The sequence below is a fragment of the Saccharopolyspora sp. NPDC045941 genome, assembly GCF_056431445.1.
Genome location: NZ_JBWKKU010000047.1, coordinates 1 through 16,482 on the forward strand (window position 1 = coordinate 1; position 16,482 = coordinate 16,482).

General features: G+C 67.8%; 18 protein-coding genes. 10 read left to right on the forward strand and 8 right to left on the reverse strand.

Annotated features, from left to right (window positions below; translation table 11 throughout):
* Positions 1-200: 200 nt before the first annotated feature.
* Positions 201-1,436, reverse strand: a complete 1,236-nt coding sequence (locus AC07FN_RS30910) for a CynX/NimT family MFS transporter (protein ID WP_478398775.1) — start codon at positions 1,434-1,436, stop codon at positions 201-203.
* A gap of 284 nt (positions 1,437-1,720) precedes the next feature.
* Positions 1,721-2,428, reverse strand: a complete 708-nt coding sequence (locus AC07FN_RS30915; RefSeq protein ID WP_478398776.1) for a FadR/GntR family transcriptional regulator — start codon at positions 2,426-2,428, stop codon at positions 1,721-1,723.
* Positions 2,429-2,619: 191 nt separating this feature from the next.
* On the opposite strand from AC07FN_RS30915, the gene AC07FN_RS30920 reads away from it, so the two are divergent.
* Positions 2,620-3,324: a GntR family transcriptional regulator gene (locus AC07FN_RS30920; protein WP_478398777.1), complete on the forward strand. Its 705-nt coding sequence runs from the start codon at positions 2,620-2,622 to the stop codon at positions 3,322-3,324.
* On the opposite strand, the gene AC07FN_RS30925 is transcribed toward AC07FN_RS30920, so the two are convergent.
* Positions 3,321-4,061 (reverse strand): maleate cis-trans isomerase family protein, encoded by a 741-nt coding sequence (locus tag AC07FN_RS30925; protein WP_478398778.1) that lies wholly within the window; start codon positions 4,059-4,061, stop codon positions 3,321-3,323. The genes AC07FN_RS30920 and AC07FN_RS30925 overlap by 4 nt on opposite strands.
* A 57-nt stretch (positions 4,062-4,118) precedes the next feature.
* Here AC07FN_RS30925 and AC07FN_RS30930 point away from each other — a divergent pair, with 57 nt between their 5' ends.
* Positions 4,119-4,802 (forward strand): GntR family transcriptional regulator, encoded by a 684-nt coding sequence (locus AC07FN_RS30930; protein WP_478398779.1) that lies wholly within the window; start codon positions 4,119-4,121, stop codon positions 4,800-4,802.
* Here AC07FN_RS30930 and AC07FN_RS30935 read toward each other — a convergent pair.
* The 5 genes from AC07FN_RS30935 to AC07FN_RS30955 are packed head-to-tail and all read right to left on the reverse strand — an operon-like array spanning position 4,750 to position 9,891.
* Positions 4,750-5,412, reverse strand: a complete 663-nt coding sequence (locus AC07FN_RS30935) for an SRPBCC family protein (RefSeq protein ID WP_478398780.1) — start codon at positions 5,410-5,412, stop codon at positions 4,750-4,752. The genes AC07FN_RS30930 and AC07FN_RS30935 overlap by 53 nt on opposite strands.
* Before the next feature lie 10 nt (positions 5,413-5,422).
* Complete coding sequence (locus AC07FN_RS30940; protein WP_478398781.1) at positions 5,423-5,917, reverse strand: (2Fe-2S)-binding protein; 495 nt, start codon at positions 5,915-5,917, stop codon at positions 5,423-5,425.
* The gene (locus AC07FN_RS30945; protein WP_452614891.1) at positions 5,910-6,743 is read right to left on the reverse strand and encodes an FAD binding domain-containing protein; all 834 of its coding nucleotides are present in this window, start codon (positions 6,741-6,743) and stop codon (positions 5,910-5,912) included. Before AC07FN_RS30945 ends, AC07FN_RS30940 begins: the two co-directional genes overlap by 8 nt.
* Positions 6,740-9,109 carry a xanthine dehydrogenase family protein molybdopterin-binding subunit gene (locus AC07FN_RS30950; protein WP_478398782.1) on the reverse strand — a complete coding sequence of 790 codons (2,370 nt, stop codon included), beginning with the start codon at positions 9,107-9,109 and terminating at the stop codon, positions 6,740-6,742. The genes AC07FN_RS30945 and AC07FN_RS30950 overlap by 4 nt, the downstream gene beginning before the upstream one ends.
* Before the next feature lie 32 nt (positions 9,110-9,141).
* A complete protein-coding gene (locus AC07FN_RS30955) occupies positions 9,142-9,891 on the reverse strand; it encodes an SDR family oxidoreductase (protein ID WP_478398783.1) in 750 nt (249 codons plus the stop codon).
* Between the two features lie 304 nt (positions 9,892-10,195).
* Between AC07FN_RS30955 and AC07FN_RS30960 the strand changes: the two genes are divergently transcribed.
* The 8 genes from AC07FN_RS30960 (at position 10,196) to AC07FN_RS30995 (ending at position 16,444) form a co-directional block, all read left to right on the forward strand.
* Complete coding sequence (locus AC07FN_RS30960; protein WP_478398784.1) at positions 10,196-10,843, forward strand: isochorismatase family protein; 648 nt, start codon at positions 10,196-10,198, stop codon at positions 10,841-10,843.
* 142 nt (positions 10,844-10,985) lie between these two features.
* On the forward strand, positions 10,986-12,074 hold the full coding sequence (locus AC07FN_RS30965) for a zinc-dependent alcohol dehydrogenase (protein ID WP_478398785.1): 1,089 nt from the start codon (positions 10,986-10,988) through the stop codon (positions 12,072-12,074).
* Positions 12,071-13,294 carry an aromatic ring-hydroxylating oxygenase subunit alpha gene (locus AC07FN_RS30970; protein WP_478398786.1) on the forward strand — a complete coding sequence of 408 codons (1,224 nt, stop codon included), beginning with the start codon at positions 12,071-12,073 and terminating at the stop codon, positions 13,292-13,294. The genes AC07FN_RS30965 and AC07FN_RS30970 overlap by 4 nt, the downstream gene beginning before the upstream one ends.
* Entirely contained in the window at positions 13,287-13,748 is a 462-nt protein-coding gene (locus AC07FN_RS30975; RefSeq protein WP_478398787.1) for an aromatic-ring-hydroxylating dioxygenase subunit beta, read from the forward strand. The genes AC07FN_RS30970 and AC07FN_RS30975 overlap by 8 nt, the downstream gene beginning before the upstream one ends.
* Before the next feature lie 160 nt (positions 13,749-13,908).
* Positions 13,909-14,775: a DUF3891 family protein gene (locus AC07FN_RS30980; protein ID WP_478398788.1), complete on the forward strand. Its 867-nt coding sequence runs from the start codon at positions 13,909-13,911 to the stop codon at positions 14,773-14,775.
* The gene (locus AC07FN_RS30985; RefSeq protein WP_478398789.1) at positions 14,754-15,050 is read left to right on the forward strand and encodes a hypothetical protein; all 297 of its coding nucleotides are present in this window, start codon (positions 14,754-14,756) and stop codon (positions 15,048-15,050) included. The genes AC07FN_RS30980 and AC07FN_RS30985 overlap by 22 nt, the downstream gene beginning before the upstream one ends.
* A 10-nt stretch (positions 15,051-15,060) precedes the next feature.
* Positions 15,061-15,246 carry a rubredoxin gene (rd, locus tag AC07FN_RS30990; protein ID WP_478398790.1) on the forward strand — a complete coding sequence of 62 codons (186 nt, stop codon included), beginning with the start codon at positions 15,061-15,063 and terminating at the stop codon, positions 15,244-15,246.
* 1 nt (position 15,247) lies between these two features.
* Positions 15,248-16,444, forward strand: coding sequence for an NAD(P)/FAD-dependent oxidoreductase (locus AC07FN_RS30995; RefSeq protein ID WP_478398791.1), 1,197 nt, complete (start codon positions 15,248-15,250; stop codon positions 16,442-16,444).
* Positions 16,445-16,482 lie beyond the last annotated feature (38 nt).

Below are 16,482 nucleotides of genomic sequence, written 5' to 3' on the forward strand. Positions count from 1 at the left end.
ATCCACGGCGGCTGCTCACCCTTCCTCACCCAACCATGATCCACGATCAAGGAAACCCAGACACAACCAGTGGTCCTTTTGCTAGGAACTCTAAGAAGCGCCGCGACTCGAAGTGCCCGCCCAACTCCCCGGCCACGTTGCGAGCGTGTTGCACGGTCCGCTGCGCGGTCGGATCTTCTCGTCGTCCTAGGGGGATTGTGTCAGTCAAGGAGGCGTGGTCGGGCTGCGTTCCAGGAGGATATGAGCTGAACGAACTGGAGGGCGAGGAGCAGGATCAGGGGTGCTGTCCACCCGTTGCTGCTGCTGTGGACGGCGCCGATGGCAGCGGGCCCGAGAGCCGCGAGTAGGTAGCCGATGGATTGCGCCATACCGGAAAGCGCTGCGGCTTGACCGTGGTGGTGGGTGCGGATCCCGAAGATCGCGAGCGCGAAGACGATCATGCCGCCGGTGCTGAGGCCGAGGAGGATGCTCCAGATCAGGGCCAGGTTTGGGAGCAGCAGCATGCCGCTGATCCCGACGATGTTGCTCGGGACGAGGACGGCGATCAGGCCGCGCTGGTCGTGGTGCCATTTCTGGATGATGGCGGCGGTGATCAGGTTTCCGGCGATTCCGCAGAACTGCAGGATGCTCAGGTGCAATCCGGCGGTGGCCGTGGTGATGCCGTTGGCCGCTTCGATCGCAGGCCACCAGGTGATGATGGTGTAGAACAGGGCGCTTTGCGCGGCCATGGAGATGGTGATCATCCAAGCCAACCCGGATCGCCACGGGGAGCGATACTGCTCGGGGTGCGGGTCGAGCGCGGGAGCGACGCTGTGGCGGGGCATGGTGGCGCGGCGTAGCTGTGGGCTGAACACTGCGAAGGCGATCAGTGCGAGGCCTGCCCAGACCCCGAACGAGATCCGCCAACCGGCGTCGGTGGCTCCTGCGAGTGGGACGGCGAGACCTGATGCGAGCGCCGCGAACGCGGACTGCGTAGCGGAGTAGGCACCGGTGACTCTGCCGCCGTCATGCGGGAAGTCGCGTTTGATCAGCGCGGGTAGGAGAACGTTGGCGATCGCCAATGCGAATCCGAGGGCCGCGGTTCCGAGCCACAGGGCTGGCAGCCATGGGACGGAGCGGAAGATGATGCCCGCAGCGAGGATGATCAGTGCGCCACCGAGGGTTCGTTCGAGGCCCAGTCTGGCGGCCAGCGGCGCCGCGGCTGGGGAGAAGATCGCGAAGCAGAGCAGCGGAAGGCTGATCAGTGCCGATGCCAGGACTGGTGGCAGTCCGAGATCGTCGCGGACGGTTTCGAGGAGTGGGCCGACGACCGTGATGCCGGCGCGGAGGTTCGCGCCGATGAGCAGGAGTCCGATTAGTACTAGTCCCGTTCGCAGCGGGCGAGCCGTCGAGGCACGGCGCCGCGCGAGCCGGTCAGGTGTGCCGGTGAGGTTCATCTTCGATTGCCTTCATGAGGGGCGACAACAAATGCGCAGCCCGGCGGCCGCGTGAACGGGCTTGCCGACTTCGCGCGGTGAAGAACCGGGAATGGAACGCGGGTGGAGGCTGTGTTCCCTTGCGTGCCGACCGGTCAAGCGCAGCCATCCGGTCGTTACCGGTCGGGCTGTATCCGAGAGGCGGCCGCAACCCGCGCTCATGTAAATGTATGACAGCTGCACGAAGGAGGCAAGTTGACCTGAATCACGGCGGCTCTGCTTGCTTCGGGAGGGAGTGACTCCCGTCAGCGGTCTGCCTGGGCGCGCAGGAATGCTTCTCGGGCGTGCAGGAGCAGACGAGCGGCTGCTTCCGCTGCTGCGTCTGCGTCGCGCAGTTCCAGCGCTGCCAGGAGGGCGTGGTGTTCGTCCTCGTCCTCCCACTCGCCGACGAGGAACTTCCGGTGCTCGCGCTCGGTGAGCCCTTCCGGGGCGTAGGTTGCGGCGCGGTCCAGGCTCTGATGCATTTCCGCGAGCAGCGGGTTCCCGGTCGCGGTGACCAGGGCGTCGTGGAACTGGAGATCTCGTTCGAGGCGGGCTTTGAGGTCCGGCGCGGCGTCCCGGGAGGCGAGGATCTTGGCCAATGCTGCGAGCTCTTCTCGGGTTGCGCGGGTCGCGGCCAGCCGGGCGGCGTGAATTTCCAGCGCTTCCCTCAGCTCGAACACGTCGTCAACCGTTTTCGGGGAAACTCGGCGTTGCAGCACGGCGTCGAGTTCGCTCGACGCCCGAACGTAGGTGCCGTCGCCAGGGCGAGCCTCCAGCAGTCCGGCGTGGATCAGGCCTCGCAGTGCTTCGCGAACAGTGGCGCGGCTGGCGCCGAATGTCTCCACGAGGGCATGCTCGCCCGGCAGTCGCATCCCGACCGGCCACTCGCCGGACGTGATTCGCGCCCGTACTTGCTCGCCGATCTGGACTGACATCGGAACGTTGCGCACCGCGGGCTGGAACGACGACATGCGCCAACTGTATGACATCTACAGGGGGTTTGCGGCTGCCAGGAGGCGAACCGTTTGGCTCGACTCGTCCCGCTGGGCTGTCGCCAGGAGTTCCTGCCGAAGGTGAAGCCAACTCCCCGTCGGCCTGCAGCGGTCAGTTGAAAGAAAACTGTATACTATTTTGGCTGGTGTGGCGTGGGAAGGAGGCGTACGTGTCAGGTCGTTCTGCGATGGCGCAGCCGAACCAGACGCCCGGGACGATCACCGACTTCGTCGCCGAGCAGCTTCGCAACCGGATCGTGCTGGGGGTCCTGCGGCCGGGGCGGAAAGTGCCGGTTTACGAGTTGGCGGATGAGTTGGGGGTCAGCCGGGTTCCGCTGCGCGAGGCGGTCCGGCAGCTCGAGGCGGAGTCGCTTGTGGACAATCTGCCGAGGCGGGGGACCGTGGTGCGCGAGCTGAGCGTGCGCGACCTGCGGGATTCGTTCGCGATCTTGCAGGCGGTCGAGCCCGTAGCTGCGCACCGGGCCGCGAAATCCGGTGATCCGACGATTCTGCGGGACATGGAGTATTGGCTCGGTCAGATGCAGGAACTCACCGACCGGCGGGTGCCGGAGGTGTCGGAGGAGATGCTGCACGCGCACCGCGCGTTCCACTTCGCGCTGTTCCGCGCGGCTGGAGAAGGGGTCTTGCACCGGCATCTGTGCATGCTGTGGAACACCTGCGAGCGGTACGTGATGAACAGCCTGCCGAATTCCGAGCGGCAGGCGGCAGCGGCGGTCGAACACGCGGAGCTGGTGAAGCGGATCCGGGCCGGCGACCTCGACGGCATCGACGAGGTCCTGCGCGGGCACTTGGAAGCCAGCCTCACCAGCTCACTGCGTTACCTGGAGGACAGCGGCGTCGCCGCCGATTCCTAGGCCAGCGCGGCCCCAGCCCCGCGCACCGCTGGCTGGAGGCCGATCGCGCGCAGCAGTTCGCGTGTTGTCGACGTGGCCGCGGTGAGCACCGGCAGTCCGACCTTCCGTTCGACTGGGTCGACCGCTGGCAGCGAGGGCATCTGCACGCACGCGGAGAGGACCAGGCCCTCGGCGCGGCTGAGGTCCAGCCGTTCGACGTGCCCGGGCAGGTCTGCGGGGTCGAGGTTGCCGACGGCGATGTTGTTCGGGACTCCGAGGCTCACCGAGTCGACGACCTCCACGTCGTAGGCACCGAGGTACCGGATGACCATGTCGGTCAGCTCGGGCAGGTAGGGGGTCACGATCGCGACCCGGGACAGCCCGAGTTCGAGGATCGTTCGGACGAGCGCACCCGCGCTGCTCACCACCGGCGCCGGGCTGTTGTTGCCAGCCGTGACCTCGGCCAGGTGGGGTTCGATGCGTTCGTGGGCGCGCGGCCCCTCGGCCATCAGTGCGATCAGGCAGGCGTAACCGATCGCGGCGACGTGTGCGTCGGCCAGCTCCGCGGCACAGCGGTCGCCTTCCCCGACCATCCGGTGCAGGGACTCCGGGTCGACGGTGTGCAGCACGGCGCGGCTGGCGTGGGTGGTGAACCGCTCACCGCTGGTCGCGGCATGGCGGGTGAGCAGTTCGGGGATTTCGGTTTCCATCGTTGTGTTGGAACTGGGCACGATGAGGCCGAGGCGGTGCAGGGACATCTTCGCTCCTTCGGATAGAACTGGCCGGAGTAGGCTCAGCTGACTGGGAGGTGCGGCATGGCCAACCGCGAGCAGGCCGCGGATTCGGGATCTTCAGCCGTCCAGCGGGCGTACGCGGAGATCGTCGATCGAATGGCCTCCGGCGAGCTGGCTCCGGGCAGCTGGCTGCGCGAGGGCGCGCTGGCCGACTCCATGGGAATCAGCCGCACACCCGTGCGCGAAGCGCTGAACAAGCTCAGCTCGGAAGGTCTGGTTCGGCTGGAGCGCAACCGCGGTGCGCAGGTGGTGGCCTGGACGCATCAGCAGATCACCGAGATCTTCGGCGTACGCGCGCTCGTCGAGGGCTACGTGGCTGCTCTCGCGGCGCAGAAGGTCGACGAGGAGACCCTCGGCAAGCTCGAGGACAACCTCGCCGAGTACGAGCAGACGATCAAGGCGAGTGGATCAGGTGCTTTGCAGCGGGCCGCCGCGTTGAACAACGAGTTCCACGCGATGATCCTGGATGCCACCGAGAACGACAGCCTGGTGTTCCTGCTTTCCGGTGTGATGGGGCTGCCGTTGGTGCGCCGGACCTTCCTCCGGTACACCGAACGAGACTTGGCGCGCAGTGTCGAGCACCACCGGGAACTCGTGGAAGCGTTCCGGCGCCGCGATTCCGAGACTGCCGAGATGATCATGAAGGTGCACATCAGGACGGCTCAACACGCCGTGCTGCAGCACGAGGACCTCGAAGCCGGCTGATCAGCGCAGTGAGGATCGCGCCGAGAAGGAACGCCGCGACGGTCGGCGCGTAGCGCTTGGCGACGGGGATAAGCAGTGACAGCGCGTCGAGCCCGGCATCGTCCTGTGCCTGAGGTTGCGCTGGTGCCCTGCGGGTGGTCGTTTCGGAGGTGTGCGTTGCGCCGTCGGCGGACAGCAGGGCCTCGAGGTTCGTGGCGAACTGACCGATCAGGCGCGTACCGATGTCGGCCATGGCGTTCCGCCCGAATTGCGCGACCTTGCCGGTGACCTGGAGTTCGGTGCGCACCTGCACCTCGGTCTTGTCCGGCCCCGCGCTGTGCAGCTCGACGGTGACGATCGCGCCGGCGGCTCCCTTGCCGCTGTCCTCCTTGCCCTGGGCGTCGAGCACCATGCGGTGGTTGGTGGAATCGAGCTCGCGGAAGTGCGCGGTGCCCTGGTAGGACAGCTTGATCGGCCCCACCTTGACCGTCACGGCGCCTGCGTACTCGCCGTTGTCACCCGGCTGGACGGTCGCGCCCGGCAAACAGGGGGCGATCCGTGGAACGTCGGTGAGCAGGGTCCACGCTTCGTCGAGCGCGGCGGGGACGATGAAGTCGTTGGTGAATTGCACAGCTTTCTCCTCAACTCGCGGGTGTGTGGGTTTCGGCTTCGATGCCCTCGCCGATGGCCGACTGCACTGCGCGGACGATGCCGTTGTATCCGGTGCAGCGGCAGATGTTGCCGGACATCGCGACGCACACCTGGTTCCTGGAAAGTTCTTCGCGGCGGCGCACCAGGTCGAAGGCGGACAGCAGCATCCCCGGAGTGCAGAAGCCGCACTGCAGTGCGCCTTCCCGGGAGAAGCACGCTCGAAGCCGGTCGGCGTCGGGACCGGTCAGTCCTTCGACGGTGATGACCTCAGATCCGTCGCATGCTGCGGCGAGGGTGAGGCAGGCCCGGGTGGGCAGTTCGTCGACCAGGACGGTGCACGCACCGCACACGCCCTGTTCGCATCCGAGGTGCGTGCCGGTGAGGCCCAGGTGGTCGCGGAGCAGGTCGGCCAGCGAGGTGCGCGCCGGAACGGCGACCTCGACGTCCCGCCCGTTGACGGTGAGCCGAATCGTGTTGTCAGGCATGAGTTTCCTCCCGTTCTGCGGCGCGCAGTGCCCGTTGCACCGTTACGGCGTGCAGTTGCAGCGCGTGTCCTTCGCAGTCGGTGTCGGCGGCGACCGCCTCGACGAGCTCGGCGAGCGGGATGTCAGCGGCCGGTCGGGTGTGCACAGCGGTTTCGGTCGTGCCGAGCCGCACCGGCGTGTCGCGGGCCGCGCCGAGCCACAGCTCGCTACCGGTCGGACGGCGGAGCACAACGGCCATGGATTCGGCGAACTCGCCCGGTTTGCGAGCGGTTTTGTGCAAGGCCCAGCGCACGTCGGAGGAGAAGGCGGGCACTTCTACCGAGGTGATCAGCTCATCCGGTTCCAGGGCAGTGGTGAAGAATCCGAACAGCAGTTTCCGGACCGGAATCCGGCGGGTGCCCCGGACCGACGCCGCGGTCACCACGGCGTCCACTGCGGACATGACGGTCGGCCATTCGGCACTGGAGTCGGCGTGCGCGAGGCTTCCGCCCAGCGTGCCACGCGTCCTGATGGCCCGATAGCCGATGCCGCCGGCCGCATGCGCGAGCAGACCGCCCGTGACATCGGGAACGAGTCCGTCCTCCACCATCATGTGCGTCGTGGCCGCACCGTAGTGCCCGGCGGATCCGGTGACTTCGGATCCGCGGAGCTCGGGGATGCCGGTGATGTCGACCAGATGGCTCGGCTCCGCCAGGCGGAGGTTCATGATCGGCAGCAAGCTCTGCCCGCCCGCGATGACCTTGGCACCGTCGCCGAGTTCGTGCAGCAACCGCACGGCATCGGCCACCGCCACCGGCTTGTGGTATTGGAATTCGGCGGGCTTCATCGGGCCACCCCCGCGGGCTGTGCGGCCGAGGCGTGCTGCAGCGCGTTCCACACCCGCGCGGGTGTTATCGGGGTTTCGCCGATCCGGACGTTGAATTCGCGCAGTGCATCTGTGATGGCGTTGCCGATCGCGGCAGGTGGGGCGATCGCACCGCCCTCACCGGCTCCCTTCATGCCGAAGGCGGTGTAGGGCGACGGCGTCTCCAGGTGGCCGATCTTGATCTCCGGGACTTCGGTGGCGCCGGGCAGCAGGTAGTCCAGGAAGCTGGTGGACTTCGGCTGTCCGTCGGCGTCGTACACCAGCTCTTCGAGCAGCGCGGTGCCGATGCCCTGGGCGATGCCGCCGATGATCTGGCCCTCGACGATCTGCGGGTTCACCACGGTTCCGCAGTCCTCGACGATGGCGTAGTCGAGCAGCCGGACGTCGCCGGTGTCCAGGTCGACCTCCGCCACGACGGCGTGCGTGGCGTAGGTGAACGCGCCGGTCTGCACTTCCGGCCGGTAGTAGTAGGTGGCCTCGAGACCAGCTTCGACACCTGGTACGTGGTCCGGGGTGAACAAGAACTCCTTGGCCAGTTCGGCGAGGCCCACCGAGCCGCGCGAGCCGTGCACAGTGCCGTCGCGAAGCTCCAGCTGCTCGGCCGGTTCGTCGAGCAGCACCGAGCCGATGCGCAGCACCTTCTCGGCGAGCGCGCGGGCTGCGCCGAGTGTCGCGCCACCCGACATGACCATTGACCGGGACGCGAATGTGCCGTCGCCGCGCGGGGTCAGCGCAGTGTCGCCGTGCACGACCGTCACCCGTGCGGGATGCACGTCGAAGACCTCGCTGACCACCTGCGCGAGCGTCGTCTCCGAGCCTTGGCCGTGGCTCTTGATCCCCACCGACAGGGTGAGGCTGCCGGTGGCGTCCATCGCCAGCCGGGCGCCCTCGGTGCCGATGGTGATGGCCAAGCCTCGCGAGGCCCATTCGATGCAGCCGTGTGCGGTCTGCTCGGTGAACGAGCCGTAACCGATCCCGATGCGCCGCCGCGACGTCGGATCCATTGCGCGCTGCTTGGCTCGCCACTCGGCATGTCCGATGAGGACGGTCGCCTGGCGGACCGCCTCCTCGTAGTCACCGCTGTCGTAGACCTTGTTCGTCACCGACGTGTAGGGCATGTCCGAGGGACGGACCATGTTGGTGACGCGCATCTGCCAGGGTTCGATGCCGAGTTCGTGGGCGAGGTCGTCGAGGGTGCGCTCGATCGCGAAGCATGCCCCGGGCCGGGCGACGCCGCGGTACGGGCCGGATGGCGTCTTGTTGCTGGCGACGCTGCGGGTGCGGAACCGGTAGTTGCGCAGTCGGTACGGGCCGGGGATCATCGCGGCGGCCATGGTGGCGTCCATCGTCGCGGTCCACGGGTGGACCGAGTAGGCGCCGCCGTCGACCACGATGTCGGCCTCGACGCCGAGCAGCGTGCCGTCCACGGCGGCGTGCGCCGTGATCCGGTAGTGGTGGTCGCGGGACTGGGTGGACGAGACCATCGACTCCCAGCGGTCCTCCACCCAGCGGACTGGGTGGTCCAGCCGCAGGGCGATGGCGGCGAGGGTGATCTCCTCCGGGTAGACCGAGCACTTCGCGCCGAACCCACCACCCATGTCCGGCGCGATCACCCGCACCCGCCTTGCCTCGATGCCCAACTGGAGGGCGATCATGTCGCGGATCATGTGCGGGGTCTGCGTCGACGACCACACGACGAGCTGGTCGGCGGCGCGGTCGAAGTAGGCGATCACGCCCCGGGTCTCCAGCGGTACCACGGCCTGGCGGCGCATGGTGTATTCGCGGGTGATCGACACAGCGGCGTCCCGGGTGGCCGAGTCGATGTCGCCGGCCTCGCCGGAGGTGGTGGCGAAGATGTTGTCCGGCCAGTCGTCGTGCACCAGGCTCCCGGCGGCTAGCGCCGCGTGGTGGTCCGCGACCGCAGGCAGCGGCTCGATGTCAACGGTCACCGTGGCGGCGAGGTCTTCGGCCTCGGCGCGGGTGCCGGCAATCGCCAGCGCCACGGGCTCGCCGACGTAGCGCACCTTGCCGAACGCCAGATTGGGCATCGGAGCGGCCCGGAAACCATCCAGTGTGGACGTCGCAGTCAGCGGATCGGCCAACGGGGCGAGATCCTCGGCAGTCCACACCGAGCCGGGCGGTGCCCCCTCGGGGGCGGTCACCGAGGACAGTCGGCCGTGGGCGACCTGGCTGCGGACGAAGGCGACCTCGCGCAGGCCCGGCATGGCCAGGTCTGCGATGAAGGACCCGCGTCCGGACAGGTGACGTTCGTCTTCCCGGCGGGGCGTTCTCGCTCCGACCCCGTGCCGTCGTGGTGCCGTTTGCATGGTTTCTCCTTGCCTGCTGCGGTTTCGGCGGCTCATCCGGCCAGCCACCCCCCGTCGACCGGGATGGAGGTCCCGGTGGTGTGCCGGGCGGACCCCGAGCACAGGTGGGCGACCAGGTCGGCGATCTCCTCCGGTGCGACGAGTTCCTTGATCGCGGCTCCACCGAGCATCACGTCGGTGAGGATCTGGTCGGGTGTCGTGCCGTGGATGTCGGCCTGCCGCTGCGCGAGTTCGCGCGTGAGCGGTGTTTCCACCCAGGCCGGGCTGATGCAGTTCGAGGTCACGCCGTTCTCGGCGCCTTCCAACGCGATCGTCTTGGACAGGCCCTCCACGGCGTGCTTCGCGGCGACGTAGGCGGCCTTGCGACGGTCGCCGCGCACCCCGCGGATCGACGTGATGTGCACGAACCGGCCCCAGCGCCGCGCATACATCCCGGGCAGCGTCGCGCGTGCGATGCGGAATGGAGCCTCGACCATGACGTCGAGCAGCCGGGTGAACTCCTTGCGCGGGAACTCGTGGAGCAGCGCCAGGTGCTGGATCCCGGCGTTGTTCACCACGACGTCGACCTCGCAGCCGACCAGCGCCTCCTCCACGGCTGCTAGGTCGGCGAGGTCGACGATCACAGCCTGACCGCCGATGTCGCTGGCGACCTCGCGCGCGGCTTCCCCGTTGTTGTCGAGGACGAGCACATGGGCGCCGTCCTGGGCGAGTCGGTGGGCGCAGCTCGCGCCGATCCCGCTCGCGGCCCCGGTCACCAAGGCCGTCCGGCCGGCGAGTGTCATCGCGTCCTCCTCGGAGCAGATGAAGAATTGTATGCAACTTCCCGTGACTGGCCAAGCTGTGTGGAGATTCGGATCGAGGCCTCGCAGCCGACTGCCGCTCTGTCAATGCGGCCTTGATTGTCGGCTATGTCGACTTACTGGCAGGTAACTCGCCTTCCTGTGCTTGACATCCGAGCCGAAGCGCCGCACGATCGGAATATAGAATTCTATCTGCTGCCGCCGCAAGTGCTGGCTTCTGCTTGTTTCCTGTCTCGCACTGTCGAGAAGTTGTATACGACTTACGTCTTCCATGGAAGGAGTGAACGTGTCGGCCAGCGCTGTCGAGCTCTACCGCGAACGCGGCATCGGAGCCGCCCAACGCCCGATCCGGCGACCCGCCCTGATCGTCGTCGACTTCACCCTCGGATTCACCGATCGAAGCTGTGCTCTCGGTTGTGATGCAGACGAAGCGGTCGAGGAGACCGCGCGGCTGCTCGCGGCTGCCCGAGCGGTCGGGGTTCCCCGGGTGTTCACCAAGATCGAATACGACGAGGCGACGGAGGCGATCGCCGAGCCCTTCCTGGAGAAGATCCCCGCGTTGCGGGAGTGCACGGTCGGCAGCCGCTGGTCGCAGCTCGACAAGCGGGTGGCTCCGGAGGCCGGCGAGCCGGTCCTGCGGAAGCTGTTCGCGTCCGGGTTCTTCGGCACCGATCTGGCGGCATTCCTCGCCGGGCAGCGGTGCGATGGCGTGATCGTTACCGGTGCCACGACGTCGGGGTGCGTGCGCGCCACGGTCGTGGACGCGATGCAGCACGGCTACCGCGTGCTGGTGCCGCGCACGGCCGTAGCCGACCGGGCAGTCGATCCCCACGAGGCGGCGTTGTTCGACATCCAGGCCAAGTACGGAGAAGTCATCGCCGCGGCTGCGGCGGAGGCGGTCATCCGCGGCGCTGATCAGGAGGTTCGGGCATGACACGTCAACTTCAGTCCTCCCCCACCGCACCCCAGGGGACCGTGATGCAAACCAACCACAAGAAACCGCGAAACGCGGGATTCGAGCCGGACGCAACCACCACTGCAAATCGCGGAGAGGCGGAACTGGAGGCGGACGAGACATGACCACCAGCAGAGCTGTCGTACTGCACGGGAAGCGGCAGCTGACCATCGAAGAGCTGCCGCTGCCGCGGATCGGGGCAGATGACGGACTGTTGAAGGTGGAGGCTACCGGGGTCTGCGGCACCGACATGGCCGCCTACCACGGGGTCAATCCGCTGTACGAGCTGCCGTGCGTGCTCGGACATGAGCTCGTCGGGACGATCGTCGACATCGGACCGCAGGCCGCCGCGCGCTGGGGCGTCGAGGCAGGGGACAGGATCGTCCTCGAGGAGTACCTGCCCTGCGGCACCTGCCGGTCCTGTCTGGCCGGTTCGTACCAGATGTGCCGAGTGCCGCGCTACGGCGGCAAGTCCATCCACAGCGGACCCGGGCTGTACGGCGGTTACAGCGACTTTCTCTACCTGCACCCGCAGGCCATCGTGCACAAGGTCGCCGCCGACGTGCCGGCAGAGCTCGTGCAGCTGTACATCCCGATCTCCAACGGCCTGGATTGGGTCGCCGGCGTAGGCGGGCTGCGGCCGGGCGGCACCGTTGTGATCGTCGGGCCGGGGCCGCACGGGCTGGCGTGCGTGATCGGCGCCAAGGAGGCCGGTGCGGGAACGGTGATCGTGATCGGCCAGGAGGCCGACGCCACCAGACTCGAGGTGGCCAAGGCCCTCGGCGCCGACCGTACGCTGACCACAGACGCCATCGAGCAGGTCACCGAGCTGACCGGGGGAGCGCTGGCCGACACCGTCATCAACGCGGCGGACTCGGCCGCCGCGCTTGACACCGCGATGGCCGTGGCCGGGAACCGGGCGACCGTGGTGCAGGTCGGGCTGGCCAAGGGCGGCGGCGGATCGGCGGAAACCGTGGTGGACGCCATGATCCGGAAGGTGCTCACGCTGCGCGCCGTGCGAGGCCGTCCGAGCAGCCTCGTCCCGCCGGCCCTGCGGCTCATCGAGTCGGGCCGTTACCCGCTGGAGCGGATGTGCACCGGACGGTTCCCGATCGAACGCACCGAGGACGCACTGGCCGGCCTCGCCGACCCGACGGCGATCCGGTCCTGCGTCATCCCAGATCTGTCCGAGTACGGGAGGAACGAATGACAACAGCGGAACGGGCCAAGGAGCCGCTCATCACCGACGACTGGCGGGTGAGCAGCCGGATCTATCGCGACCCGACCATTTTCGCCCGCGAGCTCAGCCGGGTCTTCGGCAGGACTTGGGTCTTCGTGGCGCACGAGAGCGAGATTCCCACCGGCGGCGACTACAAGACCGCCTACATCGGGCGGCAGCCGTTGATCGTGAACCGTTCGGCAGACGATGGCGCGATCAACGTGATGTTCAACCGCTGTCGCCACCGCGGTTCGGCGGTGTGCCAACGCGAATTCGGGAACGCCAACTTCTTCCGGTGCGCTTACCACGGCTGGACCTACAACTCTGCCGGCGAGTTGGTCGGCGTGCCCTTCGACGACGGCTACGGGCCGGACTTCGACAAGGCCGCGATGGGGCTGGTGCACGTCCCCCGTGCCGAGTCCTACCGCGGATTCGTCTTCGCCAGCCTGGATCCGGGCATCGAGCCGCTCGCCGACTACCTCGGCAACGCGCGCCGCTACCTGGACTTCATCGCCGACATCGGTGTCTCCGGGCCGGAACTGGTCTCGCACGCGCACAAGCTCGTCTACCGCGGGAACTGGAAGCTGCAGATCGAGAACACCATCGACCCGTACCACTTCTCCTTCACGCACAAGAGCTGGCTGGACATCCTCAAGGACCGCACCGGAAAGAGCAGCCCGTGGGTGAAGAACGTCCGTACCAACCCCGACTGGCGCGGTATCGACCTGGGCGGCGGGCACGCCGTGCACGAGTACGGTCGCTTGGAACAGGCTGGTGAGAACGCGCACGCGATCGGCATCGGCGAGCTGATCCCGTTCAACCTCAACATCTTCCCCAGCCTGGCGTTCGTCGGTGCGCACCTGCGGCTGGTGGTGCCGCGCTCGGTCGACGAGACCTGGGTGTACCTCTACCCGCTGTTGCCCAAGGACGCCGACGAACAGGTCCGCGACCGGATCCTGCGAGACCACGAAATCTTCTACGGGCCGGCCGGATTCGGATCGACTGACGACATCGAGGTCGGCTTCGACCGGGTGATGCGGGGTATCGAAGGCTCGGCCAGCCCGGCCGACTGGACGCTGATGAGCCGCGGCCTGGACCGCGAGGTGGTCGACGAAGCAGCCGGGATCCGCATCGGACGCTCGTCGGACGAGGTCCCGCAGCGCGCTTACTTGCGGCGATGGCTCGGATTGATGGAGGACGGCGATGAGTGAGATCGAAGACTTCCTCCACGCGGAGGCGGCGTTGCTGGACGCCCGCGACTTCCCCGGCTGGCTGAAGCTGTTCGCCCCGGACGGGATCTACTGGATCCCGGCCATCGCCGACGACATCGACCCGCGCCGCGAAGTGTCCATCGTCTACGACAACATGCAGCACCTCGCCGAACGCGTCTGGCGGCTGGACAGCGGCCTGGCCTACGCGCAGGAACCCACATCCCGCACCGTGCACCTTGTTGGCAACATCCGCATCATCGCCGACGATGGCGATGAACTCGACGTGGAATCGTCCTTCCTGGTCGCCGAGTACCGCGCCGGGGTGCAGCACGTTCATGCGGGGCAGTACCGCCACCGGCTGCGCCGGGCGGGCGGGGAACTGCAGATCGCCAGGAAGAAGGTCGAGCTGATCAACAACGACGGACAGCTCGGCAACCTCAGCTTGCTGCTTTAACAGCGAGTTCGCTCAGCCCACGCACGGCTCGTACTGCCGTGCGCTCTCGGAACGGCAGTGCAAGCGTGCTGCTCCAGTCTCCGGCGGTTGCGCTGCGAGCCCTCCGCGCCGCTGTGTGCCGCGCGTGTGTGACCGACACCCCTGGAAAGGAAACGACACGATGCTCATCACTCGACGAAACGGGAACTTGGTGCTGGTCGACCAGAACGAACACGGTCGGCTGGCCGGAGACCTGACCCTCCGTTGGGGCAACGCCGACTTCGAGGCACCGACCCGCCGCGAGCAGGTCAGCATCGGCACCGCCCGACACGATGACGGCTGGCGGGAAGCCGACGCCGAGCCGCTGTTCAACGCCGAAGCCCAGCGTCCCCTGCACTTCCTGGAGATCCCGCTGGAGGACCACCTGCCGCTCTACCAGCGCGGCGTCGACCGGATCTACGACGAGGACGCCTACGCCGGGCTGCTGGTCAGCATGCACTGGACCGGGCTGTACCGGAACCGCTGGGGCATGCAGGACGGCGGCGTGGGCATCAAACCGACCGCCACACCGCTGGACGAGATCCGCGAGAAGCACGTCGCCGAGGAGGAACGACGCTGGGCGGAGACCAAGAAGGAGCTCACCGCGGACGGCATCCGCAGCGACTTCGAAGCCCGCCTGTGGTACCACTACGACCTGCTGCAGGTGTGGGACCTGTTCTCGCTGTACGTCTCGCTGGCCGACATCGCCCCGGCCGACACCCCTGCCGTCCCGCTGGCCACCACGCTCAAGAGCATCGACCAACAGCCCGGACCGCGGACCATCCAGCTCGCCCCGACCCGGGTGGCGGGGGAGCGTGCGGATCTGGTGCTGACCCCGGTCAAGCCTGGTGTGGTCACCGTCGACCCGTTCCCGTTCGACGCCGAGATCACCGTGTCGCTGGCGGCTCGGTCGATCGCCGACCGCGCCTACACCGGCCAGGACGACGTCAACGAAGCGCTGGCCGCCGCCGAGAAGGTGACGTTGGAATGCCGGTTCACGAAGGCCTGACCAGCAGCGAGGGGATGCCGCTGGAGGACATCCTCGCCGCGCTCGAACCCGACCCCGATCGGATCGTCGTCCGCAACGAATTCGCGATCGTCGGAATCAGCGTGCGCGAGCAGGACTCCGGTCGGCCACGGCTGCGCATCGAGGATCTGCGCACCCGTCAAACCGTCGAGCTCGACGCACTCGAACTCGAATCGCTGGCCTGGGCCAGGCACCGCGACCTGCGCCCACTGCTGGACCCCAGCCGAACCCGGTGGGCCGGCGGGCAAGACGACTAGGGAGGAAGACATGTCCACGGCAGTCGTGGCGCAGAAGTGGATCTGCGTGTCGTGCGGGGACATCTACGACCCCGCGGAAGGGGATCCGGAGGGCGGCATCCCGCCGGGCACCGCGTTCGAAGACATCCCCGACGACTGGGTGTGCCCGGTCTGCGGGGCCCGCAAGAGCGACTTCGAACCCTACGACGGAGACTGACATGACCGAGTCCGATGTAGACGTTCTGCTCGTCGGCGGTGGGGTGGCCTCTGCCGCCGCGGCGGCAGAACTGCGCAAGCAGGGCTTCGACGGCTCGATCACTCTGGTGACGCGCGAGCTCCTAGGCCCGTACCACCGGCCGCCGATCACCAAGGCACTGCTCGGGCCGGATGCTGACGTCCACGACATCGCCGTGCACCCCGCAAGCTGGTGGGAGGACAACCACGTCGGGCTTCTGACACGCTCCGCAGTGGTGTCACTGGATACCGCAGGACGGACCGCGACCCTGGCGAACAAGTCCGTGCTGCACTACCAGCGTGCCCTGCTCGCCACCGGCGCGATGGTGCGACGGCTCAACGTTGACGGGGCCGCGCTGGACGGGATCCACTACCTTCGGGCACCGGGCAACGCGCAAAAACTGCGCTCCCACGCCGCGCAGGCCAGGCGAGCCGTGCTGGTCGGAGGATCGTTCATCGCCACCGAGGTCGCCGCGTCGCTGACTGCGTTCGGGGTGCACTGCACGATGGTGATGCCAGAACGGGCACCGCTGGAGACCGCCTTCGGCGCCACCGTCGCCGACCACGTCAGCGGCCTGCTGCGCAGCCGCGGGGTCGAGCTGGTCTGTGGCGAGCAGGTCGCTGCCTTCTCCGGAGAAGGCCAGGTAGATGGCGTGCGAACCACTTCCGGACGACACATCCCGGCAGATCTGGTCGTCGTGGGGATCGGTGCCGTGCCGGACACCAAGCTAGCGAAAGCCGCGGGATTGACGATCGGCCCCACCGGCGGAATCGCCTGCGACGCAACGCTTCGGACCAGCGCCGAACACGTCTACGCCGCAGGCGACGCGTGCGAGTACGACAGCACGGTGCACCGGCGCCGGCTACGCCTCGAACACGAAGAGCACGCCATCGCACAGGGGATCACCGCCGCCCGCAACATGCTCGGAGCCGCCGTCGAGCACCGCGAAATCCCGTACTTCTGGACAGACCTGGCTGACCTGGCGCGGCTGGAGTACGTCGGCCCAGCCGACGAGTGGGACTCCGAACGAGTCGCCGGATCGGTCGGCAGCGGGGACTTCACGGTCTGGTACCTGCAGGACGATCGAGTGGTGGCGGCGCTGACCTCGGGCCGCAAACAAGATCTGGACCTGGCTCGTCAGCTGATCGCGACCGGCCTGCCGGACGTGGCGGGAGAGTAGCCGGTCTGAGCAACGACACCGACGGCGGGCGGGCCCCG